At 62.9% G+C, this 26,436-nt stretch carries 21 protein-coding genes; 9 read left to right on the top strand and 12 right to left on the bottom strand.

All coding sequences use genetic code 11. The annotated features are described in order from the left end of the window. Positions 1–11: 11 nt before the first annotated feature. Both B0G83_RS22935 and B0G83_RS22930 read left to right on the top strand, forming a co-directional pair. Entirely contained in the window at positions 12–644 is a 633-nt protein-coding gene (locus B0G83_RS22935; RefSeq protein WP_105509689.1) for a cytochrome b/b6 domain-containing protein, read from the top strand. Next, a complete protein-coding gene (locus B0G83_RS22930) occupies positions 641–1,414 on the top strand; it encodes a molybdopterin-dependent oxidoreductase (RefSeq protein ID WP_105509688.1) in 774 nt (257 codons plus the stop codon). Before B0G83_RS22935 ends, B0G83_RS22930 begins: the two co-directional genes overlap by 4 nt. A 54-nt stretch (positions 1,415–1,468) precedes the next feature. Here B0G83_RS22930 and B0G83_RS22925 read toward each other — a convergent pair whose 3' ends face one another. Continuing rightward, on the bottom strand, positions 1,469–2,449 hold the full coding sequence (locus B0G83_RS22925) for an AraC family transcriptional regulator (RefSeq protein WP_105509687.1): 981 nt from the start codon (positions 2,447–2,449) through the stop codon (positions 1,469–1,471). Between the two features lie 317 nt (positions 2,450–2,766). Between B0G83_RS22925 and B0G83_RS22920 the strand changes: the two genes are divergently transcribed. Both B0G83_RS22920 and B0G83_RS22915 read left to right on the top strand, forming a co-directional pair. Beyond that, on the top strand, positions 2,767–3,819 hold the full coding sequence (locus B0G83_RS22920) for an NAD(P)-dependent alcohol dehydrogenase (protein WP_105509686.1): 1,053 nt from the start codon (positions 2,767–2,769) through the stop codon (positions 3,817–3,819). 755 nt (positions 3,820–4,574) lie between these two features. Continuing rightward, complete coding sequence (locus B0G83_RS22915; RefSeq protein ID WP_105509685.1) at positions 4,575–5,531, top strand: LysR family transcriptional regulator; 957 nt, start codon at positions 4,575–4,577, stop codon at positions 5,529–5,531. A gap of 60 nt (positions 5,532–5,591) precedes the next feature. Here the strand turns inward: B0G83_RS22915 and B0G83_RS22910 are convergent, their stop codons facing one another. Beyond that, on the bottom strand, positions 5,592–6,737 hold the full coding sequence (locus B0G83_RS22910; protein ID WP_105509684.1) for a nucleoside hydrolase: 1,146 nt from the start codon (positions 6,735–6,737) through the stop codon (positions 5,592–5,594). A gap of 254 nt (positions 6,738–6,991) precedes the next feature. Continuing rightward, positions 6,992–7,945 carry a hypothetical protein gene (locus B0G83_RS22905; protein ID WP_105509683.1) on the bottom strand — a complete coding sequence of 318 codons (954 nt, stop codon included), beginning with the start codon at positions 7,943–7,945 and terminating at the stop codon, positions 6,992–6,994. Positions 7,946–8,070: 125 nt separating this feature from the next. Here B0G83_RS22905 and B0G83_RS22900 point away from each other — a divergent pair, with 125 nt between their 5' ends. From B0G83_RS22900 to B0G83_RS22885, 4 genes are all read left to right on the top strand, one after another. Beyond that, positions 8,071–8,916: a M15 family metallopeptidase gene (locus B0G83_RS22900; RefSeq protein WP_181157032.1), complete on the top strand. Its 846-nt coding sequence runs from the start codon at positions 8,071–8,073 to the stop codon at positions 8,914–8,916. Positions 8,917–9,166: 250 nt separating this feature from the next. After that, the gene (gene tssM / locus B0G83_RS22895) at positions 9,167–13,033 is read left to right on the top strand and encodes a type VI secretion system membrane subunit TssM (RefSeq protein ID WP_105509681.1); all 3,867 of its coding nucleotides are present in this window, start codon (positions 9,167–9,169) and stop codon (positions 13,031–13,033) included. Beyond that, positions 13,030–14,022 (top strand): type VI secretion system-associated protein TagF, encoded by a 993-nt coding sequence (tagF, locus tag B0G83_RS22890; RefSeq protein WP_105509680.1) that lies wholly within the window; start codon positions 13,030–13,032, stop codon positions 14,020–14,022. The genes tssM and tagF overlap by 4 nt, the downstream gene beginning before the upstream one ends. Positions 14,023–14,026: 4 nt before the next feature. Then, positions 14,027–15,010 (top strand): OmpA family protein, encoded by a 984-nt coding sequence (locus B0G83_RS22885; protein ID WP_105509679.1) that lies wholly within the window; start codon positions 14,027–14,029, stop codon positions 15,008–15,010. Between the two features lie 19 nt (positions 15,011–15,029). Here B0G83_RS22885 and B0G83_RS22880 read toward each other — a convergent pair whose 3' ends face one another. Both B0G83_RS22880 and B0G83_RS22875 read right to left on the bottom strand, forming a co-directional pair. Then, entirely contained in the window at positions 15,030–15,416 is a 387-nt protein-coding gene (locus tag B0G83_RS22880; protein ID WP_105509678.1) for a DUF488 domain-containing protein, read from the bottom strand. Between the two features lie 62 nt (positions 15,417–15,478). Beyond that, positions 15,479–15,784, bottom strand: a complete 306-nt coding sequence (locus B0G83_RS22875) for a putative quinol monooxygenase (RefSeq protein WP_105509677.1) — start codon at positions 15,782–15,784, stop codon at positions 15,479–15,481. 112 nt (positions 15,785–15,896) lie between these two features. On the opposite strand from B0G83_RS22875, the gene B0G83_RS22870 reads away from it, so the two are divergent. Then, the gene (locus tag B0G83_RS22870; RefSeq protein ID WP_105509788.1) at positions 15,897–16,856 is read left to right on the top strand and encodes a GlxA family transcriptional regulator; all 960 of its coding nucleotides are present in this window, start codon (positions 15,897–15,899) and stop codon (positions 16,854–16,856) included. A gap of 4 nt (positions 16,857–16,860) precedes the next feature. On the opposite strand, the gene tssA is transcribed toward B0G83_RS22870, so the two are convergent. From tssA to tssC, 7 genes are all read right to left on the bottom strand, one after another. Next, on the bottom strand, positions 16,861–17,967 hold the full coding sequence (gene tssA / locus B0G83_RS22865; RefSeq protein ID WP_105509676.1) for a type VI secretion system protein TssA: 1,107 nt from the start codon (positions 17,965–17,967) through the stop codon (positions 16,861–16,863). 81 nt (positions 17,968–18,048) lie between these two features. After that, a complete protein-coding gene (gene tssH, locus B0G83_RS22860; protein WP_105509675.1) occupies positions 18,049–20,733 on the bottom strand; it encodes a type VI secretion system ATPase TssH in 2,685 nt (894 codons plus the stop codon). A 35-nt stretch (positions 20,734–20,768) separates the two neighbouring features. Next, positions 20,769–21,878: a type VI secretion system baseplate subunit TssG gene (tssG, locus tag B0G83_RS22855; protein WP_105509674.1), complete on the bottom strand. Its 1,110-nt coding sequence runs from the start codon at positions 21,876–21,878 to the stop codon at positions 20,769–20,771. Next, positions 21,842–23,677 (bottom strand): type VI secretion system baseplate subunit TssF, encoded by a 1,836-nt coding sequence (tssF, locus tag B0G83_RS22850; RefSeq protein WP_105509673.1) that lies wholly within the window; start codon positions 23,675–23,677, stop codon positions 21,842–21,844. Before tssF ends, tssG begins: the two co-directional genes overlap by 37 nt. A 119-nt stretch (positions 23,678–23,796) precedes the next feature. Next, positions 23,797–24,276: a type VI secretion system baseplate subunit TssE gene (tssE, locus tag B0G83_RS22845; protein WP_105509672.1), complete on the bottom strand. Its 480-nt coding sequence runs from the start codon at positions 24,274–24,276 to the stop codon at positions 23,797–23,799. A gap of 85 nt (positions 24,277–24,361) precedes the next feature. Continuing rightward, complete coding sequence (locus B0G83_RS22840; protein WP_035556626.1) at positions 24,362–24,865, bottom strand: type VI secretion system tube protein Hcp; 504 nt, start codon at positions 24,863–24,865, stop codon at positions 24,362–24,364. Positions 24,866–24,939: 74 nt separating this feature from the next. Then, a complete protein-coding gene (tssC, locus tag B0G83_RS22835; protein ID WP_105509671.1) occupies positions 24,940–26,430 on the bottom strand; it encodes a type VI secretion system contractile sheath large subunit in 1,491 nt (496 codons plus the stop codon). Between the last annotated feature and the right edge of the window lie 6 nt (positions 26,431–26,436).

Below are 26,436 nucleotides of genomic sequence, written 5' to 3'. Positions count from 1 at the left end.
ATTGCCGCGCCATGCCCGACACACGCCAGCGTCAGCCCGTTCACCCGCTCGTCGTCCGCATCACCCATTGGATCAACGCGTTTGCGATGGTCTGCATGGTGATGAGCGGCTGGGCCATCTACAACGCTTCGCCGTTTTTCCCGTTCAGGTTTCCAGCGTGGGCGACGGTCGGCGGCTGGCTCGGCGGTTCGATCGCGTGGCATTTCGCGGCCATGTGGCTGCTATGCGCGAACGGGTTGCTGTATCTGGCGTATGGGATCGGACGCGGGCATTTCCGCCGCAAGCTGTTGCCGGTTCATCCGCGCGACGTAGTGCACGACGCGGTCCTGGCGCTGCGCTTCAAATTACCGCACGACACCGGTCGCTACAACGCGGTGCAGCGTGCGCTCTATCTATGGGTGCTGTCGCTCGGCGTGCTTTTGGTGGCGTCGGGACTGTCGATCTGGAAGCCCGTGCAATTCTCGTGGCTGACCGCGCTATTCGGCGGGTTCGATTTTGCACGGCGTGTGCATTTCGTCGCCATGGCGGGCGTGTTCGGCTTTGTCGTCGTGCATCTGGTGCTCGTGCTGCTGGTACCGCGCACCTTGCTGCCCATGCTCACTGGCCGCGCCAGACCCTCCGCTCACGAAGGAACCCAGCCATGAGCGCATCCCGTCCTGACGAGGCGCGCCGATCGCCTATCGTCCTCAGCGATCATCAGCCGCAAATCGAACGTCTGCAGCGACGTCTGTTTCTGCGTTCGTCACTGTCGATCGGCGCACTCGCGATGCTGTCCGGCTGCAATATGCAGGACGGCGATTCGGTCGACAAGGTGCTATGGGCCATGTCGCGCTGGAACGATCGCGTGCAGGGCTGGCTGTTCGACCGCAACCGGCTCGCGCCGACCTACTCGGCGCGCGAGATCACCGACCCGTTTCCGTTCAACGCGTTCTATCCCGAGTTCGATGCGCCGGATGTGGACGGCTCGACCTATCAGCTCGAAGTGTCGGGCCTCGTGACGGACAAGCGCAGCTGGAATCTCGATCAGTTGCGCGCGTTGCCGCAGGCTTCGCAGATCACACGCCATATTTGCATTGAAGGATGGAGCGCGATCGGCCAATGGCGCGGCGTGCCGTTTCGCACGTTTCTGGAACGCATCGGCGCCGATCTGAGCGCACGCTATGTCGGCTTCAAATGTGCGGACCGTTACTATTCGAGCCTCGATATGGCAACGGCTCTGCATCCGCAAACGCAACTCACGCTCGATTTCCGCGATGCTCCGCTGCCCGCGAAATATGGTTACCCGCTGAAACTGCGGGTGCCGACCAAACTCGGCTTCAAGAACCCGAAGCACATCGCGGCGATCTTCGTCACCAACACGAACCCTGGCGGCTATTGGGAAGACCAGGGGTACAACTGGTTCAGCGGTTTATAAGGGCTCGCGGCAGCCCGTTGCCATGGCCCCCGCAACCGTCCGTGACGAACGCGCCTAAACGGCGGTCACGTAACGCGCCACCGGCTTCACCACGCGCGGTGTGGGCGGATCGTAGACAGTGCGCATGCGTTTGACTTCATCGACCGGACTCAGGCCGAACAGCCGCTTGAATTCACGGCTGAATTGCGACGCGCTTTCATAACCGACACGCGCCGCGGCCGCGCCCGCGTTCAACCCGTCCTGCACCATCAGCAAACGCGCGTGATGCAAACGCGTGGTCTTCACGTATTGCATCGGCGAAGTCGCGGTCACCGCTTTGAATTGCGCATGGAACACCGCGAGGCTCATACCGGCCTCGGCGGCCAGCGTGTCCACGTCGAGCTCCGCGTGGTAGTCGGCATGAATACGCCGCAGTGCCTTGGCAATGCGCCCGAAATGGTTCTGATGCGTGAGCGCCGCGCGGATCGCGTCGCCCTGCTCGCCGGTCAGCACCCGATAGCAGATTTCGCGGACCACGCCGGGCGCGAGAATGCGCGCGTCGAGCGGCGACGCCAGCGCTTCCATCAAGCGCTGCACCGCATTCGACAAGGCCGGATCGAGCGAGGTCGAATAGACGCCGAGTGGCTCGTTCTGCGCCGCGCCTTGCGTTTCGTTCAGCGCCATCAGCAACTCGGCCACCATGGTCAGATCGACGCGCACCGAGATCGCGAGGAACGGTGTCTCCGGACTCGCCTCGGTTTCGCATTCGAACGGCAGTGGCACCGACAGCACCAGATACTGCCGCGCATCGTACTGAAACACCTGATCGCCGAGATAGCCGCGTTTGCGACCCTGACAAACAATCACGATGCTCGGCTCATACATGACCGGCATGCGCGGCATCGGACTATTGGCGCGCATCAGATTGACGCCTTCCAGACTGGAGCGCGTAAAGCCCGGGTTCGGCGCCAGCAGGTCGAATAACTCGACCATCCGCGGGTCGGCGAGCGCGCTTGCGGCGGAATCGGTGGTGGGATCGACAGCGAAACTTGACATGACGATATAGTGACGCTCAAGAGAATAATGCTTGAAATTTAGCACTAAACGGCCTACTGCGCTCCCCACCAGGAGTTTTAGGCAAATCTTCAAGACATTCAGGTATTCCCCGCTTCAGGGTCGGCTCCTAAGATGGGAACCCTGCCGGATCGAGTTTTTCCGCACCACGCTGGGCTCGGTTGTCAATTCACTGCTTCGGCGAATCGATCGACCACCGCTGGCGCTGTGATCCCGGCGCAAGACAAGGCTGTCCGCGGCGACTTTGCGTTGCCTGAGGGCATCGCCTTGTGACATCACCCTCTTTGCTGGAGCTACCCATGAGCACGACTTACGCCTATGCAGCGACCGACGCTACCGCGCCGCTCGCTCCGTTCGAAATCCAGCGCCGCGAACTGCGTGCCCACGACGTGCAGATGGAAGTCCTGTTTTGCGGCGTGTGCCATTCCGACCTGCATCAGGCTCGCAATGAATGGAAGAACACGGTTTTTCCGGTGGTGCCGGGTCATGAGATTGTCGGCCGCGTCAGCGCGGTGGGTCCGGACGTCACCAAGTACAAGGTCGGCGATCTCGTCGGCGTGGGTTGTCTGGTCGATTCGTGCCGCACGTGTGCGAGCTGCGAGGAAGATCTCGAGCAGTATTGCGAGAACGGCTGGGTGGGCACGTACAACGGTGTCGACCGTGTGGATGGCCAGATCACTTACGGCGGTTACTCGACGCAACTGGTAGTCGATGAGGAATTCACGCTGCGGGTGCCGGAGAATCTCGACCCAGCGGGCGTGGCACCGTTGCTGTGCGCGGGCATTACGACGTATTCGCCGTTGCGCACGTGGGGCGCCGGTCCTGGCAAGAAGGTCGGAATTGTCGGCCTGGGCGGCCTGGGTCATATGGGCGTGAAGCTGGCACGTGCGATGGGTGCGCATGTGGTGTTGTTCACCACGTCGCCGTCGAAGATTGAAGATGCGAAGCGGTTGGGTGCGCACGAGGTGGTGATTTCGAAGAATGCGCAGGAGATGGAAGCGCATACCAACAGCTTCGATTTCATTCTGAATACGGTGGCTGCGCAGCACGATCTGAATCCGTTTCTGAATCTGTTGAAGCGGGACGGGACGATGACGCTGGTGGGTGCGCCCGAGCACGATCATCCGTCGCCGCAGGTGTTCAATCTGATTTTCAAGCGTCGCCGGTTGGCTGGGTCATTGATCGGGGGGATTGCCGAGACGCAGGAGATGCTGGATTTCTGCGGCGAGCATAGCATTACTTCGGATATTGAAGTGATTCCCATGCAGGGGATTAATGAGGCTTATGAGCGGATGCTGAAGAGCGATGTTAAGTATCGGTTTGTGATTGATCTGGATTCCTTGCGGAAGTAATTGGGCTGGATTTTTTGCGCTCGTGGCCGCGGGGGATTTTTTTGCCTGCGGCGCGGGTGTTTTGGTTTTTTTGCTGTATTTCGCTGCGCTTGGTGGCCTGGGTGCTGGTGGGGTTGGCCTTTCCTTGCTTTCTTAGTGGTCTATTAGCGTTGCCCCTGTGCGGGGCGGCACCTACTTCTCTTTGCCGCGGCAAAGAGAAGTAGGCAAGAGAAAGCCGCTCACACCGCTAACTCTTAAGCGGGTCTCCCGCGCAGCCACGGTAGTGGTGCATCTGGAATCCGTGTCCTCGCGCATTCGACGCCCGTGACACAGCAGTCATTCTTCCGGCAGCGCTTCGCGCGCCGAACGGTAGTTCAAAAAACATCGGGACACGCGTCGGTTCACCGCGCCGAGGCAAAGCCGACGGCTCCCGCCGCCCAAAGTAGCCCCTGGTTCAAAGCAGACCGTTCCGCCGAGCGCACCGCGCGAAGCGGGATGTATGACGGCCTTGTCACGAGAGCGGAGTGTGCGAGAACACGGACTCCAGATGCGCCACTGCCGGGACTGTGCGAGAGACCCGCTTAAAAGTTAGCGGTGTGAGCGGCTTTCTCTTGCCTACTTCTCTTTGCCGCGGCAAAGAGAAGTAGGTGCCGCCCCGCACAGGGGCAACGCTAATAGACCACTAAGAAAGCAAGGAAAGGCCAACCCCACGATACAAACCCCCACCCCACCGACCAGGGCAAAAAAACCCTCTTCCCCAACTGGAGCCAAAAACCATGATCGACAGAATAACTGCAATGCGCACATTCATCCGCATCGTGGACACGAACAGCTTCACCCGCGCAGCGGAGTCCTTAAACATCCCACGAGCGACCGCTACGACCACAGTCCAGAACCTCGAAGCCCTGCTAGGCACAGCCCTGCTAGCCCGCACAACGCGGCGCCTGAGCGTGACCCCGGAAGGCGCAGCCTACTACGAGCGCTGCATGCAAATCCTGGCCGACATCGACGACATGGAAGCCAGCATCCGCAACGCAACGGATAACCTCACGGGACGCCTGCGCATTGAAATGCCCGCCGCGGTAGCCAGCGCCATCGTCCTCCCCGCACTGGAGAACTTCCACACCCGTTACCCAAATCTCGACCTGGCCATCAGCATCAGCAACCGCTCCGTCGACCTGATCTCGGAAGCGATCGACTGCAGCATCCAGCTCGGCGAATTGCCCGACTCGAACCTCGTCGCGCGCAACCTGGGCACGCTCGAACACGTCACCTGCGCGAGCCCCGCCTACCTCGCCCGCTTCGGCACGCCCACCGATCTCGACGATCTGCGTGGACACGTCGCGGTCAACTGCATGTCGCCGCATAACGGCCGCGAAGTGGATTTCGATTTCGAAGTGGACGGCGAAGCACAACAGGTCAAGATAAAAGGCTTCGTCAAAGTCAGCGACGAACAGGCCTATCTCACCTGCGGTCTGCAAGGCCTAGGCGTGATCCAGCCCGCACGGATCGCGGCGCAACCCTACCTCGACTCAGGCCTGTTGCGCGAAGTTCTGCCGCAATGGCAACCCGTGCCGATGCCGGTCGCCGTCGCGTATGTGAAAAACCGCCGCGTGTCGCCGCGCGTGCGCGCCTTCGTCGACTGGCTCGCGGAGCTGTTCGAGCAGGCCGAACACGTCGATCAGGACCTCACCCGCGTACGACAACTGCTGCGCGGCCTGCATCCCGCCTGAGGCGGTTTCGATGCAGGCGCGCAGCAGTGCGCAACAACACGCAACAACACGTGCAATCGATCAGTTCGGCAGCGTCAGCGGCACCGGCCGCGTCAACAGATCCACGTAGAAATTGAAAAAGCCGGGATTGTCGAAGCGCTTGACCACCGTCATCTTCTGCAAACCCGCCGGCGGCGAACTCGTATAACCCGTAGCCTTCCCGTCATTGGCGCCGAAGCTCATATCCACATCCACCCATTCATCCACGGTTTGCGTGGCAAACGAAGGATTCATCAGATACGCAAGCGTCAGCGTGTCCCAGATGTTCGTCGTGTAGTTCGGGTCCGTCTCGAAGCCGTTCTTGCCGTCGAAACCATAGCCGTTCAGCGTCTTGAACAACTGCGTGATGATGGTCTGCTTCGTCGGATCGTGCGCGACACGGTCGTACAGCGCCTTGTCCATTTTCACGGTGTCCGTTACGTCGAGCGGTATCACCACCTGTTTGATCGGCAAATGCAACACGGCCTTCGCCGCTTCAGGGTCGAACCACCAGTTGAACTCCGCCGTGGGCGTGGTATTGCCCGGCACGTCGATCGCCCCGCCCATGTAAATGATCTGCTTGATCAGCGGCACGATCTCAGGATGCTGCCGTGTAGCCAGCGCAATATTGGTCAGCGGACCGATCGCCAGAATCGTCACTTCACCCGGATTCTGTTTCACCGAATCGACGATGAAATCCACCGCGCTTTTGCTCTGCACTTTGGTGTGCGTCGCAAAGCCGTCCGGCGGCGCGACGAGGTCGCTGTCCGATTTCGGTTCGGGATTATTCCACGCACCGAGATAACCGTCGCCGCCGGGAAATTGCTTCTGCTCGGCCTGAATCGTCGCGAAGTCGTGCGACAGCGCGTAATTGGCACCGGCATAGACGCCGATCTGTTTCTCGACACCGAGACGCTCGACCGATTTCAATGCATCGGCCACGCCCTGCTTCAGCCATTGATTGCCGGACACGACCGTGATGCCCAGCACGTTCAGCGAACCCTGCGCCTGCAACTGCGCCGCCATGACGCCGAGCTGGCCGTCGTCGCTCAGAGTGTTGTAGTCGCTGTCGATAATCACTTTCGGTGCAGCGCTGGATGCATTCAGGCTGTTGCCGCCGCACGCAGAGATGGCCAGAACGGCCGTCACGCTTGCCACGCACGTCATTGCTACAAGAAGTCTTTTCATTGATGTCTCTTGATTTTTAAATCGCAGCATGGCGAGTCGCGAAAGCCGGCAACAACAATACCGCGCCGGCGAGCACGAACAAGTCCCCGCGCGGTGACGCGCGTAGCTGGATTTTTTTTGGAAGCGCATGCGCGCGGTTTCATGCGCATGGCGGTCGATGCCGCCGCAACGAAAATACACGCCGTTGCGGCGGATGAAACTCGACTGGGGCTTAACGGCGCGTCACGACACAAGCGCGACGCGCGCGACCCGAATTACGGCTGACGGGCTTGCGGCGACGCCCCCGGGCACGCCGGGTCTTTGCCCCAATGACCGTCACAGACGCGCCAGCGGCACAACTGGTCTTCGAAGAAGCCACGCTGCCCACATTCTTTCACGCGCTCCGCGAGCTTCGCATTGGCGGGCGCCGTGGCGCTCACCTTGGTCGTTGCCGTGCCGCCCGACGGCTTGGCGTCGGCCGGCTTGGTACGCGCGACCAGCGCCGCCAACAGATCGGCATCCGAATCGTCTTTCGACGCCGTACCGCTCGCGCGCTGCTTCTTGGACTGTGCGACGGCGCTCGGCGTGCTCGCATGGCGGTTGCCCGTGCTGGCGGTCACGCTTTCTTTCTTGCCGTGCGTCGCTTCATGCTTGCTGTTGCCGGCGAGCGCGGTTGCGCTCTTGCCATGTTTAGCCGCGGGCACCGGCACCGCCGAAGCGGATGTTGCCGACGCCACCGGCGTGGGCGCGCTGCTCGGCTCCGCGCCGTCGGCGAGCGCACGCGACAGGCGGTCGGCACCGCTGGCGGGTGCGGGTGCTGACGCCGCGGTTTTGCTGTCGCTGTCGTCGGCGATGATGGTGGCCGCCTGCGACGAAGCCGGCACCGGCGCCGCCGGCGCTTTAGCGACGACCTGCGCCGATGCGGACGCAGGCACAGCCGCGGTCGCGGCGGGCTTCTCCGCATCGCCCGGCGCGGGGGACGTAGCCGCTGCCAGCGTCTCGTCATGCTGACGCTGCTGCATATGCCACGCACCCCAACCGCCGGCCGCGATCACCAGCAGCGCAACGAGCAAAAGTGGCGCCCTGGACCGGCGCGATTTTTCGGTAGGCGGCGCAACGCGGCCTTCCAGGTTCGCGAGAATTCGCGAACCATTGGCATCAGCGCCTTTAGCCTTATCGGATAACAGGCTAGGCGGGGCTTTGGAATTCGAACTTTCCGGCGCACTCATTCACTGTCTCATTGAATCCTGGTTTATTTCGCCGTGATAATACCGTTCCGGCTCGTCTCCGAGCAGGCCTGATTCTAAGAGCAAGCATTACAAAATACAATTGTTTCCAATTTCCGGGGTCGCCTTTGATTGCCGTAGTACTTCTCTCCTATTTCGCCATCGCCGTCCTGATCGCCGCAATGCTGCTATTGCCGCCGGTACGCGCCTCTTTATTAGGCATTGCACTCGCCATTCATGGACGTGTTATGCGCGGGGCATCGCGTGGTGCAACGCGTGCTCGTGGCCAATTAGCGCGCTCGGCAAAAATTTCGCAATCCACCGCAGTTGATATGCAAAAGTTACTGGTAAAGCGGCGCTTGCTGATTTTTACCACGACAGGTATTCTTGCGACGCCGCCATTGGTGGCATTGGCTTTACGCGGCCGGCAATTATTCCAATTCGATGACACTGCACGGGTACCGGACGAGAAAATTGCCGCGTTATTGAACGGCGAACAGCTCGTGCCCCCGCCGCCGCTGCCGCCGGAGGTATTCGCCACGCAGGAAGTCGAACAGATTCGGCCCGCGCTCAAAGACGCGAGCCGTGACTGGAATTTGCTCGATGCCGACTTCAGAACGCGCTTATTGCTCGTGTATAAAATCATGCACGAGCAATACGGGTATGAAATGGCTTTGCTGGAAGGTTATCGCAGTCCGGAGCGGCAAAACCGGCTGGCGCAAATGGGGGGCAACGTCACCAATGCCGCAGCGTTTCAGAGCTATCACCAATACGGTCTTGCCGCGGACAACGCTTTTTTGCGCGACGGCAAGCTCGTCATTTCAGAAAAAGATCCCTGGGCTATGCGCGGCTATCAGTTATACGGGCAGACCGCCGAACAGGTCGGCCTGACGTGGGGTGGCCGCTGGAAAATGATGGATCTCGGGCACGTCGAATATCACAAACCCGGCTTCGTTCTTGGGCGGGGTCATTAAGGTAAAGCGGGTAATAAAGAGGTCGACAATGGGGCGTTCAATCAAATTTTCCGGCAAAAAGCGGCAATGCCACTTGCATAGCGGCATTGCATCACGCGCTTTTTTCGATGCCCGCGCAGGTGAATTTAACAATCCCGCCACAATTGCTTTCACCTGAATATGCTTTCGTTTTATTTCAAACGCCGCACGCGCGCCTGGCTGATCGCCACACCCCGCGCCACAACACACATCAACAAGACCTGACCGGCTTATGCGACGCATTCTCAACGTGTTGACCCATACACGCACGCTCTCGATCATCGGCCTGCTCGCGCTCGCCGCTGTTTTATTCGTCGGCGCGGAAACCCTGCAGGTCGACCTGATGTGGCCGGCTATCGCGTTCGGCGCGGTGCTCGCGCTGATCGTGCTGGTCTGGGTGATCCGCCGCCTGCTCGCGCGGCGCGCCAACCGCAAGCTCGGCGAAATGCTCGAGCAGCAGGCGGAGAAGCAGACCGAAACCGGCCCGGCGCCCACGCCCGCGCGCCAGGCGGAACTCGACGTGCTGCGCACGCGCCTCGTCGACGCGGTGAAGACCATCAAGACCTCGAAGATCGGCCAGGTGTCGGGCGGCTCGGCGCTGTACGAACTGCCGTGGTACATCGTGATCGGCAACCCGGCGGCCGGCAAGAGCAGCGCGGTGCTGAACTCGGGTTTGCAATTCCCGTTCGCCGACAAGAACAACGCGGTGATTCACGGCATTGGCGGCACGCGTAACTGCGACTGGTTCTTCACGACCGAAGGCATTCTGCTCGACACCGCCGGCCGCTATTCCGTGCATGACGAAGACCGCACCGAATGGCTCGGCTTTCTGGGCCTGCTCAAGCGGTTCCGGCCGAAGGCGCCGATCAACGGCATCATCGTCACGGCGAGCATTGCCGAGCTGACCAGCAGCAAGCCGGAATTCGCGATCAACCTCGCGAAGAACCTGCGCCAGCGCGTGCAGGAATTGACCGAGAAGCTCGAAGTGTTCGCGCCGGTGTACGTGATGTTCACCAAGGCCGACCTGATTACCGGCTTCACCGAATTTTTCAGCGGTAGCGAGCGTCACGAATACGACCGCGTGTGGGGCGCCACCCTGCCCTACCAGCCCGACGAAAAGCGCGACGTGGTCGGCCTGTTCGACGAGCACTTCGAAGAACTGTATGACGGTCTGAAAGAAATCAGCGTCGCGCAGATGTCGATCAATCGCGGCAACAAGCTGTCGCCGGGCCAGTTGAGCTTCCCGCTCGAATTCTCGACCATCAAGCCCGCGTTGCGCGCCTTCCTCGCCACGCTGTTCGAAACCAACCCGTTCCAGTACAAGCCGATTTTCCGCGGCTTCTACTTCACCAGCGCCCTGCAGGAAGGCGAAACCAACAGCGCCGCGGCCACCCGCATCGCCACCCGTTTCGGCCTGAGCGCCGACAGCCTGCCCAAACCGCATAGCGCGTTCTCGAAGAACGGCTTCTTCCTGCGCGACCTGTTCTCGAAAGTGATTTTCGCCGACCGTCAAACGGTCCGGCAATTCGCGAGCCCCGCCAAGACGCGCATGCGCTATGCGACCTTCTTCGGCTTCGTGGCCGTGCTGGCGCTGGCGCTCGGCGGCTGGACGTGGTCCACCGTGAACAACGAGCAACTCACCGCGAACGTGCAGGCCGACCTCGACAATGTCGTGCGTCTGCAGCAGAACCGTAACGATCTGCAGTCGCGCATGCAGGCCATGGACGTGCTCGAAGACCGCATCGACCAGCTCGAACAGTTCCGCCGCGACCGGCCGCTGGCGGTGTCGCTCGGACTGTATCAGGGCGACCGTCTCGAACAGCGTCTGCTGACCGAGTACTACAACGGCGTACGCCAGATCCTGCTCGATCCGGTCTCGCAGAATCTCGCGTCGTTCCTGAAAGACGTCAATGCGCATCCCGATCAGCTCGCGCCGCTGAACCGCACGCCGGACGCCACCGCGGTGCCGGTGTCCGCGCATGCGGCGATGGCCGCGAACAGCCAGGGCGGCCTGTATAGCGACGCCTCGCCGACCAACGTGGAAGACGCGTACAACGCGCTCAAGACCTACCTGATGCTGAGTGACAAGCGTCACGTGGAAACGGCTCACCTGACCGATCAGGTGGCCCGCTTCTGGCGCGGCTGGCTCGAAACGAATCGCGGCAACATGCCGCGCGACGAGATGATCCGCAGCGCCGAACGCATGATCACGTTCTACCTGTCGCGCGTCTCCGACGACGACTGGCCGATGATCGACGAGAACCTCGGTCTGGTCGACCAGACCCGTGAAAACCTGCGCCGCGTGGTGCGCGGCATGCCGGCCCGCCAGCGCGTCTACGAGGAAATCAAGGCGCGTGCGTCGACCCGTTTCGCGCCCATGACGATCGCGCGCATTGTCGGCGACAACAACACGGCGCTGGTCGCGGGCAGCTACGCGATCCCCGGCACCTTCACGCGTGAAGCGTGGTTCCAGTACGTGCAGCCCGCGATCCGCGACGCCGCCACCAAGGAACTGCAGGCGAAAGACTGGGTGCTCAACACCTCGGCGCACGACGATCTGACGCTGGAAGGCAGTCCCGAGCAGATCCAGAAGGCGCTCGTCGCGATGTACAAGACCGAGTACGCCATGCACTGGCAGAAGTTCATGCAAGGCATTGCCGTGCAGAACTTCGGCAGCTTCGGCCAGGCGGTGGACGCTATGAACCGCTTGGGCGATCCGCAGGACTCGCCGATCCGCAAGGTGCTCGAAACCGCGTACGACCAGACCTCGTGGGATAACCCGTCGCTCTTCAATGCCAACCTGAAGCGCGCGCAATCGGGCGCCACCAGCTGGTTCAAGAACCTGTTCTCGCGGGCGCCGACCGGTCAGTTGAACGCCAACATCGACATCAACGGCAATCCGGTGGAAATACCGATGGGCCCGATCGGCCAGGAGTTCTCGGCGCTGGGCCGCATTGTCCAGACCGGCGACAACGGCTCGATGCTCAAGGGCTACATGGACACGCTGTCCAAGGTCCGCACGCGCTTCAACGTGATCAAGAACCAGGGCGATCCGGGACCGGGCGCGCGTCAGCTGATGCAGCAGACGCTCGACGGCAGCGGCTCCGAACTGGCCGATTCGCTGAAGTACGTCGACGAGCAGATGCTCACCGGCCTCACCGACTCGCAACGCAAGGCGCTGCGTCCGCTGCTGGTGCGTCCGCTGATGGCCGCCTACGCCGTAGTGATCCAGCCGGCCAGCGTCGAAGTCAACAAGGTGTGGAACGCGCAGGTCTATCAGACCTTCCAGGGGTCGCTCGCGACCAAGTACCCGTTCGCGGGCGACGCCAAGGTCGAGGCCGGGGCCAGCGAAATCGCCCAGGTGTTCGGGCCGGACGGCGCGATCGCCAAGTTCGTCGGCACGACGCTCGGGCCGCTCGCGGTGCGCCGTGGCGACACGCTGACGGCACGCACGTGGGGTGACATGGGTCTGGCGCTGACGCCCGACTTCACCAGCGGCTTCGCGCGCTGGGTGGCGCCGCTTGCCGGCGGTGCGGCAGGTGGCGGTGCAGGCGCTCAAGGTTCGGCCGAACCGCAGACTGTGTTCCAGATCCTGCCGCAGCCTAGCAGCGGCACCACGGAATACACGCTCGCGATCGACGGTCAGCAGATGCGTTACCGCAATACGCCGCCGCAGTGGACCAACTTCGTGTGGCCGAATCCGTCGGGTTCGCCGGGCGCGACGCTGAACGCCACCACGTTCGACGGCCGCACGCTGCAACTGGTGAACGAACCGGGCCGCTACGGTCTGGAGAAGCTGATCAACTCGGCGCAACGCAAGCGTCGTCCGGACGGCACTTTCGACCTGACGTGGACGCAAGGCAATGTCACGGTGGCGGTCAGCATGCGCATCATCAGCACGTCGCAGGCTTCGAGCGCCAGCAGCGACGCGCCGCAACAACAAAGCCTGCGCGGCTTGCGTCTGCCGTCGTCGGTGGCGGACGTGAGCGCGGCGGCCAATTCGGTCAATGCGACGGCCGCGGGTGGACCGGGCGCCCCGCCCGTCAACGCGCCGGCGACCGCCGCCGCCGCTGGTTCGAACACAGGGAGTGCGCAATGACGCAGACCGTACAGGCGCAAATCGCCTATTTCGGCAAGATTCCGTCGCGCGGCGATTTCGTGAAGAGCGCGCATAACCCGCAGTTGCTGGCCACGCTAGACCGCTGGATCGCGGAAGCCATGGAACTGCTCACCGACGATCCGCGCTGGAAGATCGTCTACGAAAACGCCAAGCCGATGCACTTCGCGTTCCTCGGTTCGCGCAGCAAGCTGGCAATCGCCGGCCACATGATGGCGAGCCACGACCAGTCGTCGCGGCGCTTTCCGTTTCTCGCCGCCACGGCGCTCGAAGTCGAAAAGCCGCTCACCTTCCTTGCGCACAGCCCGCTCGCGTTCGCGCGCCTCTGGTCGCGCATCGCTTCGCAGATGAAGCCGCTGCTCGGCCCGAGCGAGCCGGCCGGCGCGCTGCAGGCGCTCGGCGAAACGATGGTGCCGATCGAGATCGGCGGCGGTCCCGGCAATCCGCACGACGGCACCTTCAACGACTTCGTCGAGCATCAGACGCTCTCCGGTCTCGAACAGATGCTGCTGGCGAGCGGCCACCCGGTGCGTCTGCGCGGCGCGATGCTGGCGCTCGGCTCGCTGCTGCGTCCGGTGATGCAAAGCGGCTCGTCGCATCTCGAACGCGGGCTCACATTGCCGCTGCCGAACGACCCGTTCTACCGCAGTCTGGTGGCCGCGTTCTGGCTCGAACTGATCGCGCCGTTCGTCGCCCAGGCGGATTTCGAACTGGCCATTTTCATCGGCACGATTGCCGAGCGCGAGCGGCTTATCATCGGCTTTAACGGCGCGTCGGCCAAAACGCTGCACAGCGTGGTCGATCCGCAGTCGTATGCGGCACATAACATCGATATCGACGATCCCGAGTGGATCGACGAACACGCACAAAACGATCATGGCATCAGCAAGCTCGTCAGTTACCTCGATCAACCGCAACTGTCGCTGCGTGTCAGCATCGACACGTTCCGCGAAGCCTTCACGGGAGCGTGACACGATGCTGAATCCTCGCACTTCAGACACCTCACGCACCCCACGCATTCGCATGGCCGCGCTGCTCGCGGGCCTGCTGCTCAGCGCCGCCGCGCAGGCCGACAACGACGGCCCGGCGCGCGTCACGCCGGTCGACAACAGCGGCATGGCGATTCACACCACGGTACTGCCGGGCACGGCGTCCGCGCAATCGGGCCCCGCCGGTCCCGCGGTGACCACCGCGGGCCTCGCCAGCGGCACGACCGGCGCCGGCACCGGTGCGATCACCGCCGCGCCGCCGCCCGCCAATGCCACGCCGGGCCAGGTGGTGGTCGGCGGCAAGGTGCCCGACGAAGCGACCAAGGCCGCCGTGCTCGCGAAATTGCGCGACACGTATGGCGCGGCCAACGTGGTCGATCAGATCGAAGTGGCCGACGTCGCGACGCCGCCCAACTGGTCAGCCAACGTGCAAAAGCTAATCGGCCCGCAGTTGAAGCAGATCAGTAAAGGCCAGTTGAAGATCGACGGCACGCAGATCGACGTGAAGGGCGAAGTGCATAACGAGTCGCAGCGCCAGCAGCTCGCGAGCGACATGGCGAATGCGCTGAACCCCACCTACACGATCAGGAACGGACTGCGCGTGAGCGCGTCCGAACAGGGTCTGCTCGATCAGACGCTGGCCAATCGCACGATCGAATTCGAAACCGGCAGCGCGACGCTCACGCCGCAAGGCCGGCTGATTCTCGATCAGATGGCGGCGGCCATGCAGAAGATGACGACCCGAACCGTGGCGATCATCGGCCACACGGACAACTCGGGCAATCGCACGTCGAATATCGCGCTCAGCCAGGCGCGCGCGGATGCGGTGAAGGGCTATCTGGTCGCCAAGGGCATCTCCCCGCAGCAGATGACGACCACCGGCGTCGGTCCGGATCAGCCGATCGCGTCAAACGATTCGACGGATGGCCGCGCGAGGAACCGGCGTATCGAGTTCCGCGCGGGGTCGTGACAGCGCAGTGCGGCGGCGCTTACTTGATCAGCGCGCCTCGTTCGCCGAGCAACTGACGAAGTATCTTCCGGTGGCAGCGGTTTTCGTCTTCGCAGTAGCAGCCGACGGAAAAATCCGCGCTTTGTGACAAGGCCGCCAGCAAGTCCAACACCTTGCTGGCTTCGCCGTCATTCATTTCCGTCCGGAATTCCCGCTCGAACTTCCGCCAGTCGGCCGCGCTGACCGCCGACTTGGCCTTCGCCACCAGTTCAGCGCTCGGCGACAGATTCGGCAGCCAGACATCGTAGTAATCCCGGCTGCCGAACTCGGCCTTGGGCACGCCACGCGGCGGCCGCCTCACCGTCCCGATGCGCAATCCCTCGCCCGCCGCGCGAGGCGAACCGAGTTGCACGATGCGGATACCCATGTTGTCTTCCTGAAGGTTGAATGACGACGACCCGGCCGCTTTAGCCGGTGTACGCTGCCTGATTACACCGCCTGATTTTTCAGCCCAAGCACCTCGATCTTCGCGATCTCCGGCGGCGCCACGAACAACTCGTCGGCGCTGCCCATCAACGCCTTGGCGATCGGCCCGCTCAGATGCGCGTCGCGGCCCGCTTCGTCCTGGAACGCGTCGAACACGCCGAACACGCGGTCCGACAATTTCAACGCAAACCAGATCGGCGTGGTGGTTTCCTGATTCGCCAGCGCCAGCCCTTTTTCCAGAAAAGCCGCTACGTCTGCTTCCTTGCCGGGCTTCGCTTCAAAGCGCGCGAACAGTGCGTACTTGATCATGATGAGTCTCTCCGAGTGAATGGGATCGCAACGCTTGCGACCGATCCCACTTTACAGCGCGGAAGGCATCTGCGATGCTGGCACGATTGACATCTTCGGTATCGATCGTGCCATGAATATCACGGTGCTGGCGCTGGAAGGCGTATTCGACACGGGACTCGCCATCGTTCTGGATGCCTTGACCACGGCGAATGAACTCTCCGCATTGCAAGCATGGCCGGGCGAACCGTTTCAGGTTTCGGTCGCCGGCGTGCGCCGCAAGGTCAGAAGCGCGCAAGGTCTGAGCGTTCCCGTGCTGCCGCTGGCGGACTGCCCGGCGCCGGATCTGGTGATCGTGCCGGCGCTCGGCTACAAGATGCCCGAGTCGCTGCAGGCGGCGCTGGCGCGCGCGGACGTGGCCGAAGCCGCCGTGGCACTGCGTGGCTGGGCGGACGCGGGCGTGCGCATCGCCGCGGCGTGCGTCGGTACGTTCGTGCTGGCCGAAAGCGGCTTGCTGGCGCAGCACAACGCCACCACCACGTGGTGGCTGGCGCCGCTGTTTCGTCAACGCTATCCGTCCGTGCGTCTCGACACGAGCCATATGCTCGTCAACTCCGGACAGTTCGTGACGGCGGGCGCGGCGTTCAGCCACATCGACATGACGCTATGGCTGATTCGCCAGACCAGCCCCGAACTGGCCACGCTGGTGGCGAATTACCTGGTGGTCGACTCGCGGCCCTCGCAGTCGGCGTACATCATTTCGGATCATCTTTCTCACGCCGATCCGCTGGTCGAGCGTTTCGACCGCTGGGCGCGCGCGCATCTCGACAAGGGTTTCAATCTGGATGCCGCCGCCAACGAGCTGGCAACCAGCAAGCGCACGCTGGCGCGGCGCGTTCGCGACGTGCTGGGCAAGACGCCGGTCTCGCACGTGCAGGACCTGCGCATCGAGCGTGCCGTGCATCTGCTGAAGACCAGCAGCAACAGCGTCGACAGAATTGCCGACATGGTGGGCTATGCCGACGGCGTCACGTTGCGCACGCTGCTGCGCCGTCGGTTGCGTAAGGGCATACGCGAGATCAGAGGCGCGTGATCGCCTAGCTTTTCTGATCGTCGGGCTTCACGCCCAGCAACTCGCGAATATGCGCGAGCGAGCCGTCGTCTTTCACCACGGTTGAAAGCCATTGATGCAACGGCATATCCGCGGCCTCGGCGGCTTTTTCGGCGAAGTAAGCCGCCGGATTGTGCGGCTCCGTGCCGCGAAAGAACCGCGCCACCGCGCGCAACTGCGCGACGGCTTGCGCACGGCTCTGGATTCCTGCAATCGGGCTGGTCGGGGTGGTCGTCAACACGGGTTCCTCGCGTTGCGGTGAAGTCTTGAAGGTAGGCTCGGCGCGCTCGTGCTCGGTCGGCGCGGGGGCTTTGGGCTGCGGGGTGTCCGCGTTCACGCCCAGTTCGCGCGCAAACCGTTCGGCCAGACGGAAGACGTTCTCATACGCGTCTTTTGCCTGACGGAAACTCGGCGCGGCGTCGGCGGCGCGGCGGTCGAGTTCCTGTTCGAGCGCGAGCATGGCCGCCTCGAACGCTTTCAGATCGGCCAGCAGCGCCGTGTAAAACGCCGGCGGCGTGGCGCGCTTCGACGCTTCGATCTGCTCGATGGACGGCTTGCCGCGCGCGATTTCGTCCGCGTGATCCGGATCGCGCTTGACGGCTTGCGCAACGTGCGTGGCCACGTCCCAATCGATCGTGCTGTACGCATTACCCTGCGACGAGGTCAGCGGCATGGCGCGCAGCAGGTCGCCGGTGCGCCCCACCAGCCACGCGACATTGCCGAGCCGATACTCGGTGTCGTCGCCCTCCGGCAGCGGATGCACGGCGTCCCAATAGCGCTCGCACAGTCCGGTCAGCAACGCATAGCCCTGCGTGAGACCGCCCATGCCCTCTTCGAGCGCGAGCGCCTCCGTGAGCCAGACGGCAAGGCGCAGGTCCTTGGTCTGCGTCTGCAGCAGCGCGCGGGTGCGCTCCACCACGAACGGCCAGTCGGCCTCCTTGATGTCCGTGACCCACTCGCCCTGATCGAGCGAAGGATCTTCGAAACGGCGTGCGTGCTGGATCGCGTCGAAATCGGCGGAAAACAGCAGATCGTCGCCGCACGGCGAGGTCTCGCTGAGCGGTGCCAGCAGGGTGTCCAGATTAGTCGGCATGACAGAATGCAATAAGTGTCCGGTACGGCATTTAAACAGAGTGGCTAACGGGTGGGCGCGCCGCGGTGTGACCGCGGCTCGTTACACGACCGTGTAGTCGAATTCGCCGGCTTCGCTCGCACGCACCGCAATGCGTTCGATCGTGGCGCCGTTCGCGATGCGCTCCAGCACCTGCTGCGCGACCTCGGGCAACAGCGTGCCGTTCAGAATATGGTCGACATTGCGCGCGCCGGAATCCACCTCGGTGCAACGCGCGAGCACGGCGTCGACCAGCGACTCGTCCCATTCGAATACGGCCTTGTGATTCGCTTCGATGCGGCGGCGAATCCGCTCCAGTTTCAGCTCGATGATGTCGGCCAGCACGTCGTCGGAAATCGGGTAGTACGGCACCACTTTCATGCGGCCGAGAAAGGCCGGCTTGAACGTCTTGTAAAGTTGCGGGCGCAACGTCTCCGCGAGTTCGTCCGCGTCCGGCAGCTCCTCGGCGCTCTTGTTCAGACAGGCCTGCATGACCGCCTGCGAGCCGACGTTCGAGGTCAGAATGATGAGCGTATTGCGGAAGTCGATCTCGCGGCCTTCGGCGTCGTCCATCGTGCCCTTGTCGAACACCTGGAAGAACATTTCGAGCACGTCGGGGTGGGCTTTTTCGACTTCGTCGAGCAGCACCACCGAATACGGATTGCGCCGCACCGCTTCGGTCAGCACGCCACCCTCGCCATAACCCACGTAGCCCGGCGGCGAGCCCTTCAGACCGGAGACGCTGTGCGCCTCCTGATACTCGCTCATGTTGATCGTGACCATCTTGCGCTCGCCGCCGTACAGCACGTCGGCCAGCGCCAGCGCCGTTTCGGTCTTGCCGACGCCCGACGGGCCCACGAACATGAACACGCCGCGCGGCTTGTTCGGGTCTTCGAGACTCGCGCTGGCGGTGCGCACGCGCTGCGCGATCGCGTCGAGCGCGTGGTCCTGGCCGATCACGCGCGCGGCCAGCAGCGGCTGCAAGTTCAGCACGGTCTGGATTTCGTCCTTGATCATGCGGCCGAGCGGAATGCCGGTCCACGACGCGACGATTTCGGCGACCACGTGGCCGTCCACCTGGAGCGGCACCATCGGCTGGCTGCCTTGCAGCGCGTGCAGTTCGGCGACGCGTGCGGCGAGTGTTTCGCGTGCTTTGTCGGTCTTGTCCGCGTGTTCGGCCTGCCCGGCATTCGCGCTGCTCACACGGGCCGCGTCGAGCTCGGCACGTAGGCCGACGATCTCCTCGACCAGCGCGCGTTCCTTGTCGTAGCGGGCTTCGTCTTCGGCCAGCGCCTTGACGTCTTCCTCTCGCAGTTCGCGCAGTTCGGCCAGCCGCTCGTCATGCACCGAACCGCTCGCCACTTCGCGTTCCAGCGCAGCGATCTCGGTGTCGATCCGTTCGAGGCTTTTCTTCGTGTCATCGATCGCGGCTGGCGTCGAGCTGTGCGCCAGCGCCACCTTCGCGCAGGCCGTGTCGAGCACGCTGATCGCCTTGTCCGGCAGTTGCCGGCCGCTAATGTAGCGATGCGACAGGCGCACCGCTTCGGTGATCGCGTCGTCGAGCACGCGCACGTTGAAGTGCTTTTCCATCAGCGCGGCCATGCCGCGCAGCATCGCCGCGGCCAGCGTCTCGTTCGGTTCCTCGATCTTCACGACCTGGAAGCGTCGCGCCAGCGCCGCATCTTTCTCGAAGTACTTCTTGTACTCGCTCCACGTGGTCGCCGCGATGGTGCGCAATTCGCCGCGCGCGAGAGCCGGCTTCAGCAAATTGGCCGCGTCGTTCTGACCGGCCTGGCCACCGGCGCCGATGATCGTATGCGCCTCGTCGATAAACAGAATGATCGGATGCGGACTCTTCTTGACCTCGTCGATCACGTTCTTCAGGCGGTTTTCGAACTCGCCCTTCACGCTCGCGCCCGCTTGCAGCAGACCCATGTCGAGCACGTGCAGCGCGACGCCTTTAAGCGGCGCGGGCACGTCGTCGGCGGCGATGCGCAGCGCGAGACCTTCCACCACGGCCGTTTTGCCGACGCCCGCCTCGCCCGTCATGATCGGGTTGTTCTGGCGGCGGCGCATCAGGATGTCGATGGTCTGACGGATCTCGGCTTCGCGGCCGATCACCGGATCGATCTTGCCGTCCCGCGCGCGTTGCGTGAGATTGCTGGTGTAGGTATCGAGCGCGGGTGTTTTCGACGGCGCGCCGGGCGCGGTTTCGTTCGCCGCGCTATCGCTCGCGTCGTCACCTGCGCTGTCGGCCGCGCTGCTACGTTCCGCTTCACGCGAGCCCGCCGTGAGTTCGTCGAACTTGTGCTTCAGATCGGTCACGCGCACATCGCGCAGCAACGGCGACATGCGCTCGGCAAACTGCGCGAGATCCGGCGCGCTCAGCAGCGCCAGCAACAGATGCCCCGAGCGGATCCGGCCAATCCGCGAATCGAGCGACGCTATCAGCCACGCCTGTTCGAGCAAATCGATCAGATGCTTCGAGAACACCGGCGTGCGCGTATTGCCGGTTTTCAGCCGCTGCAATTCGCGTTCGAGATCCGCGCGCAACGCATGCGGGTCGATCCTGCTCGCCCGCAGCACAAGCGCGACGTCGCTCGCCGCTTCATCCAGTAGCGCCAGCAGCAGATGTTCGAGGTCGACCTCGTAGTGACCGCGCGCGAGACAGTTGTTCGCCGCCAGCAAAGCCGCTTGCCGGCAGGTCGGATTCAGTTTGGCGATCAGGGTGTTGAGGGACGTGCTCATGTCGTGCGATCCGGGTCCAGGTTCTATCGTTATGGTCAGTGAATCACGTGCAATTCGTAGCGGGCGTCCGCCCGGTCTCGGTCGGCTTCCCGCGTGCAGAGGAAGGCGTCCCAACCGAGACGCGCGCCCTTGCTCAACTGGCTCGGCCCGACTTCCTTGCGGCGCAGCACCAGTGAGACTTCATATTCGAGCGTAACGCCGGCCAGCAGCGTCAGCATGCGCTCAAGCGCGACGGCGCGGTCGGCGCCGGGCAGGAAGGCTTCGTAATCGGCCTTGTCGAGCGGCCCGATCACGAGGCGAGCCCGCATGTCGCGCTGCCAGACGCGTTCGCCCGCCAGCGCGGTGGCGCCGAGCGTTGCGTTGACGCTGCCGAGCACGGTCAGCTGATCGGGCGGCACGTCGTACCATTTGCCGACGAACTGCTCGACCCGCACTCGCACCTTGAAGTACTCCGACAGCGTGCGCTGCAAATAGGCCGCCGACACCGGTCGATGCCGCGCGGCCAGCGCGTAGCCGGCAATCGCTTCGTCGAACAGCGCGCCGTCGCCGCTTTGCAGACTGTTGCGCGTATCGTCGTCGGCGACGCCGGCCAGCGCCAGCAACAGCGGCAGATAGCGTTCGTCGCGATCCAGTTCATAGTGAAACGGCAAGCGGTACTTCTTCCACGCCGCGTAGAACAGCGCGGTCGCGCGGTTCGAAAACACGTCGAAGAATTCGCGCGCGGCGCGGTCCCGCCTGACATACTCGCGCTCGACGATCTGCTCGGTGTAATGCAGCGGCAACGCGCCCTGCCCGCCGAGCAAACCGAAGAATGCCGGCGTGATATCCACCTTTTCCAGCGAACCGTCCGCGAGCGCGGCGCTACGCTGAGCCTTGTCTTTCAGCGGCGCGCCTTCGTCGCCATAGGACTGCGCGCTGTGAATCTCGCTCGGCGGAAACGACATGGACAGCGTGTTGCGAAACGCAATGCGCTGCGCGACGATTTCGCCGGGACGCCGGTTGCCCGAATTCCCACTGTTTGTCGGCGCTTGTTGTGCGAACCACTTCTCGAGAATCCGCACCGCCTGAAAAAATTCGAAGCGATGCGGCTCGTCGAGCAGTTGCTCGACTACGCCAGGATCGACTCGCCGCTGCGCGGTTTGCATCGCAGAATCTCCTCGCCCGTGCGCTTCGACACGACGACCAGTTGCACAAAGCTGTTCAGATGCACGTACAGCCCAAAAAACGTGTCGATGACCCGCACGAACGAAGCGAGACTCGTGCCGACGAAATGCTCTTCGTCGATCGTCAAACGAATCTCGATACCGCGCACGAAGGTGGCGAACGGCTTGCCCGGCAGCCACTGCACGGCCGCGCGTTGTTCGATGCCGACCAGTCCGTCGATATGCCGCGCCGACACCGCCGTGCGCCGCAAATCGTAAAGCACCAGCATTTCCTTCAGCGCCGACAGGCCGCTATTGGCAAGCGACACGTGGTTCAACGCCAGATGCGAAATCAGCCGCCAATGCGACGCGCGCCCGCGCTCGAAACGCACGCTCGGCGTGGGCCGGCGCAGCATTGAAATGCTGCCGGTCAGCGAGCCGCCTTCGAGATACAGGTCGCCGCCTTCCAGCCCCACCGCGAGGCCCGCCGGCAAGTCGCGATTCGTGCAGGTCAGATCGAGACTCAACGTATCGGTCTGCGGCGCGGCAGGTTCGAAGTCGATATCGACGATCGAGATTTCCGTCTCGTAGCCGGGACTTTTCTGCGCGACCCAGTCGTTGCGCCGCGCGAACCAGTAGTGACCGGCGCGCGCCGCTTCGCCGTGATGCAGCGAGTAGAACGGCCGGAATTCGATCACCGACTCCTCATGCGCCTGCTGCCTGACGAGTTTCACCGAGTCGATCGAATAAACCTCGTAGGCAAAGGCGCGGCGCGACTCCGCGATCACCGGATACGAAATCGCCTGATGGCTGATCCGGATCGGCTCGCCGTGCTGCTCGAACAGATTCACCACCGGCGAACAGAACAGCCGGAAATGATGCGCGGACAACGAATCGAGCAGACGCGCCATGTGCGAATCGCTGCGCACGTCCTTGAGCACCACATGCAGCGTCAGACGCTGGCAACGACCGCTGGCGCGCGTCATCGCGGCCAGATCGAAGTCGGCGAAATTGAATTTCTCGGGGAACGCGAAGTATTCGGTCAGCAACCGGTAGGCCGGATGCGATTTGGCCGGATAGTCGATCAGCGCGTCGTCTTCGTCGAAGCCGGCCTGCACGAGCGGCGACACGCGCATGGGGGTCCACACGCCGCGCCGGTCGGCTTCGACATGGGTAGCCATCGCGTTGACGAACAGACAGTCCGACAGCGCCGCGATAAACGACTGCTCGCCGTGCAGATGCGCGCGCAGCGTGCTCAGTTTCAACGCGGACAGATCGAGCGGCGCGGTGGATTCGAAGGTGATCGAGACGATCGCCGTGGCGTTGCCCGGCAGCACGGTCGCGCTCGGCGCCATGGCCACCGACGTGTACTTCGCCTCCGAGATGCGGATCGGCGCCAGCGTGACGTCGTAAGCGGTGCGGAAGCGGCATTGCACGCCGCGAATGGGGCGCGACTTCAGTTCGGTGCCGCGCTCGATCAACACCGGCTCGGTCAGATGACTGAGTGCCGCCGAGGTGCCCAACTGCGCGATCGAACACGACGGAAACGGCCGCAGGTAGTGCGGATACAGCACCTCCAGCAGCGCTTCGGTGAATTCGGGGTAATCGTCGTCGAGTTTCTTGTTGATGCGCGCGCCTAGCAGCGCGAACGACTCGATCATCCGCTCGACGTGTGGGTCTTCGCAGTGCTCGCCGGACATGGCCAGACGCGCCGCGATCTTCGGATAGCGCTCGGCGAAATCGCGCGAATAGCGCCGCAGAAATGATAATTCGCGCTCGTAATACGGCAGCAATTCTTCCATCGATCTATCCCCGAACCTGAACCTTCCGCGCCCCGTCTCAACTCGCCGTTGCGCGTGACGGCGGCGGCGAGGCGCTACTCAAGATACTGCTAAACACTCATACCGCACAGGTGCCGCCACTATAGCTTCGCGCGAGCGCGCGTCACCGAGTACTGCAACGTGGACGGCTGCAACATGGCGTCGAAACTGACCGGTTCTTCCGCCGGGTGGACCACCAGCAGCGCCTGGATCGCAAAGTTCAGCGCATTGGTGGATTGTTCGTTCAATTCGAGCGTGACCGCCACCTGCTGCAAGCGCGGCTCATGCCGCGCGATGGCCTGTTGAATCGATTTGCAGATAAACGTGCGGTCGTAATGGCTCGCGAGACTCAGGCCCGCGAAATCGTTCAGCCCATACGTGAGCACCGATTGCTGACATTCCGGCAGCGCCGCGAGCTCGTGCTCGGTCAGCGCGATCCGCGTATTCAGGATCGCTTCCACGTCGCGTGCGACGGTGCTCTTCAATTCTTCCAACGACAATTGCCGCATCGCCGGGGAAGCCGGCAGATGCGGTTCGTCGTCGAACAGCTTGTCGAGAAAGCTGGGTTCGAAGCGTTTCATCAGAGTCCGAAGAATCCGGCCGATGCGAGGCGCGGGTGACGCGCACCGGCGTTGTCACGCCATGCACGCCGCCCGCGCCGCGACATCAAACCGCGTACGTCTTGTCGTTCTTCGTCAGGCTCCACGCGCCCTGCGCGTTGCCGCCCTGGTTGCCGCCGATCTTTTGCTGCGTGTACTTCCACTGCACGGCAGCGTACTTCAGCGAGAACTGTTCGGTCGGCAGGCCTTCGCCCACCACGCTCGGCGTGGCGCTCGAAATGATCACGTACTTGAGTTTCACTTCCAGGTACTTGATGCGGTTGCCTTCACCATCCGAACGCATGAAGTCGATCGTGACTTCGTCGAACGTCGTGCCGCCCGATGCGTGTTGATAGATCAACGGGCTGACCACGTCGATGTCTTTCGTGAACTGCATGTCCGAATGCTCGCAACGCTCGGACGTGTGACCACCCGCCGTGGAAGCCGTTGCCGAACGCGGTTGCGTAATCGAGTGGCTCCACGAATCAATTTCGATCCAACCAGCGTGATCTTTATCGGCGGACTCGCCTTTGATCGCCGGATTGCCGAATTTTAAATAGATATCCTTCATAACTCATCGACTCCCCAAAGAGGTGGTTTTAACAGCTAACCCGTGCGGCCCGCACGGGTTTTCTGGACTTTCGTTTATGAATTTGCCGGCTTCGGCAGGTCAGCGACAAGCCGCAAAGAGATCGACAGCTCGTCCAGTTGAAAGTGCGGACGCAGGAACGCGACCGAACGATACGCACCAGGCTTGCCCGGAATCTCCGAGACCTGAATCGATGCCTCGCGCAGCGGGAACTGCGCCTTCTGCTCCTGGGTCGCGTTATCGTCGAGCAGCACGTATTGCGAGATCCAGCGGTTCAGGAAAACTTCGACGTTCTGCGCCGACGCGAAACTGCCGATCTTGTCGCGCATCATCGCCTTCAGGTAGTGCGCAACGCGCGACACCGAGAAGATGTATTGCAACTGAGCGGACAGCACGGCGTTCGCGTTGGCGCTGTCGGTGCTGTACTTTTTCGGCTTCTGCACCGATTGCGCGGCGAAGAACGCGGCGTAGTCCGAGTTCTTGCAGTGCACGAGCGGAATGAAACCGAGGTCGCTCAGTTCTTTTTCACGGCGATCGGTAATGGCGATTTCGGTCGGGCATTTCAGCGCCACTTCACCGTCGTCGGTCTTGAACGTGTGGGTGGGCAGATCCTCGACCAGACCGCCGCCTTCCACGCCGCGAATCGCCGCGCACCAGCCGAAGTCGTCGAATGCCGCCGTCAGACGCGCGGCAAAAGCCCACGCCGCGTTACACCACAGGTATTTGCTGTGATCGGTGCCGTCCACTTCCTCGACGAAATTGAAGCCTTCCGCCGTGGCGCCGTCTTTCGGATTGAACGGCAAACGGCCGAGAAAACGCGGCAACGTCAGGCCGACGTAGCGCGAGTCTTCGGCGTCGCGGAACGACTTCCACTTGGCGTATTCGACGGTGTCGAACACCTTGCCGAGGTCGCGCGGCTTGCCGAGATCGGCGAAGCTTTCGAGGCCCATCAGTTCGGGCGACGCCGACGCGATGAACGGCGCATGCGCGGCCGCCGCGACGTGCGACATCTGCTCGATGAAGTACATGTCTTCCGGCTGACGCGTCACTTCGAAGTCGCCGATGATCGTGCCGAACGGCGAACCGCCGAAGGTGCCGAATTCTTCTTCGTAGACCTTCTTGAAGAGCGCGCTCTGATCGAATTCGATCGCGGTCTTGAAGTCGCGCACCAGGTCGCGCTTGGGCGCATGCAGCGCCTTGATCTTGACCGTGTTGCCGGTGTTGCTTTCCTTGCACAGGTAGTCGAGACCGCGCCACGTGCTTTCCATGCGCTGAAATTGCGGCGCGTGCATCACCGCGCTCAGCTGCGTGGAAATCAGGCGGTCGAGTTCCGCGACGCGCGCGTCGATCGTGGCCGACAGATTGTCGGACACCACCACCGTGCCGTCGAGCACTTCGCGCACGAGTTCGCCGATCAGATCTTTTGCCCGCGCGTGTTCGGACTCGGACTTCGCCACGCGGCTTTTCTCGACGATCTGGTCGAGTAGCGTGGATTCCGTGCCGCCTTGTGCGGTGGCGAGTTGGGCTGCTGCCGTTTGCTGGTTCATCTCACA

It is taken from the genome of Paraburkholderia sp. BL21I4N1 (assembly GCF_002973525.1).
In the GTDB taxonomy this organism is placed as follows: Bacteria; Pseudomonadota; Gammaproteobacteria; order Burkholderiales; family Burkholderiaceae; genus Paraburkholderia.
Note: the sequence above shows the minus strand (reverse complement) of the source record. Positions and strands in the feature narration are given on the sequence as shown.

What these genes read in the sequence shown, in the direction of transcription:
- B0G83_RS22935 (WP_105509689.1), top strand. Translation starts at nt 12, where the DNA reads ATGCCCGACACACGCCAGCGTCAGCCCGTTCACCCGCTCGTCGTCCGC.
- B0G83_RS22840 (WP_035556626.1), bottom strand. Translation starts at nt 24,865, where the DNA reads ATGAAGGATATCTATTTAAAATTCGGCAATCCGGCGATCAAAGGCGAG.
- B0G83_RS22915 (WP_105509685.1), top strand. Translation starts at nt 4,575, where the DNA reads ATGATCGACAGAATAACTGCAATGCGCACATTCATCCGCATCGTGGAC.
- tagF (WP_105509680.1), top strand. Translation starts at nt 13,030, where the DNA reads ATGACGCAGACCGTACAGGCGCAAATCGCCTATTTCGGCAAGATTCCG.
- B0G83_RS22920 (WP_105509686.1), top strand. Translation starts at nt 2,767, where the DNA reads ATGAGCACGACTTACGCCTATGCAGCGACCGACGCTACCGCGCCGCTC.
- tssE (WP_105509672.1), bottom strand. Translation starts at nt 24,276, where the DNA reads ATGAAACGCTTCGAACCCAGCTTTCTCGACAAGCTGTTCGACGACGAA.
- B0G83_RS22905 (WP_105509683.1), bottom strand. Translation starts at nt 7,945, where the DNA reads ATGAGTGCGCCGGAAAGTTCGAATTCCAAAGCCCCGCCTAGCCTGTTA.
- tssC (WP_105509671.1), bottom strand. Translation starts at nt 26,430, where the DNA reads ATGAACCAGCAAACGGCAGCAGCCCAACTCGCCACCGCACAAGGCGGC.
- tssA (WP_105509676.1), bottom strand. Translation starts at nt 17,967, where the DNA reads ATGCCGACTAATCTGGACACCCTGCTGGCACCGCTCAGCGAGACCTCG.
- tssH (WP_105509675.1), bottom strand. Translation starts at nt 20,733, where the DNA reads ATGAGCACGTCCCTCAACACCCTGATCGCCAAACTGAATCCGACCTGC.
- B0G83_RS22925 (WP_105509687.1), bottom strand. Translation starts at nt 2,449, where the DNA reads ATGTCAAGTTTCGCTGTCGATCCCACCACCGATTCCGCCGCAAGCGCG.
- B0G83_RS22910 (WP_105509684.1), bottom strand. Translation starts at nt 6,737, where the DNA reads ATGAAAAGACTTCTTGTAGCAATGACGTGCGTGGCAAGCGTGACGGCC.
- B0G83_RS22880 (WP_105509678.1), bottom strand. Translation starts at nt 15,416, where the DNA reads ATGGGTATCCGCATCGTGCAACTCGGTTCGCCTCGCGCGGCGGGCGAG.
- tssM (WP_105509681.1), top strand. Translation starts at nt 9,167, where the DNA reads ATGCGACGCATTCTCAACGTGTTGACCCATACACGCACGCTCTCGATC.
- tssF (WP_105509673.1), bottom strand. Translation starts at nt 23,677, where the DNA reads ATGGAAGAATTGCTGCCGTATTACGAGCGCGAATTATCATTTCTGCGG.
- B0G83_RS22875 (WP_105509677.1), bottom strand. Translation starts at nt 15,784, where the DNA reads ATGATCAAGTACGCACTGTTCGCGCGCTTTGAAGCGAAGCCCGGCAAG.
- B0G83_RS22870 (WP_105509788.1), top strand. Translation starts at nt 15,897, where the DNA reads ATGAATATCACGGTGCTGGCGCTGGAAGGCGTATTCGACACGGGACTC.
- tssG (WP_105509674.1), bottom strand. Translation starts at nt 21,878, where the DNA reads ATGCAAACCGCGCAGCGGCGAGTCGATCCTGGCGTAGTCGAGCAACTG.
- B0G83_RS22885 (WP_105509679.1), top strand. Translation starts at nt 14,027, where the DNA reads ATGCTGAATCCTCGCACTTCAGACACCTCACGCACCCCACGCATTCGC.
- B0G83_RS22930 (WP_105509688.1), top strand. Translation starts at nt 641, where the DNA reads ATGAGCGCATCCCGTCCTGACGAGGCGCGCCGATCGCCTATCGTCCTC.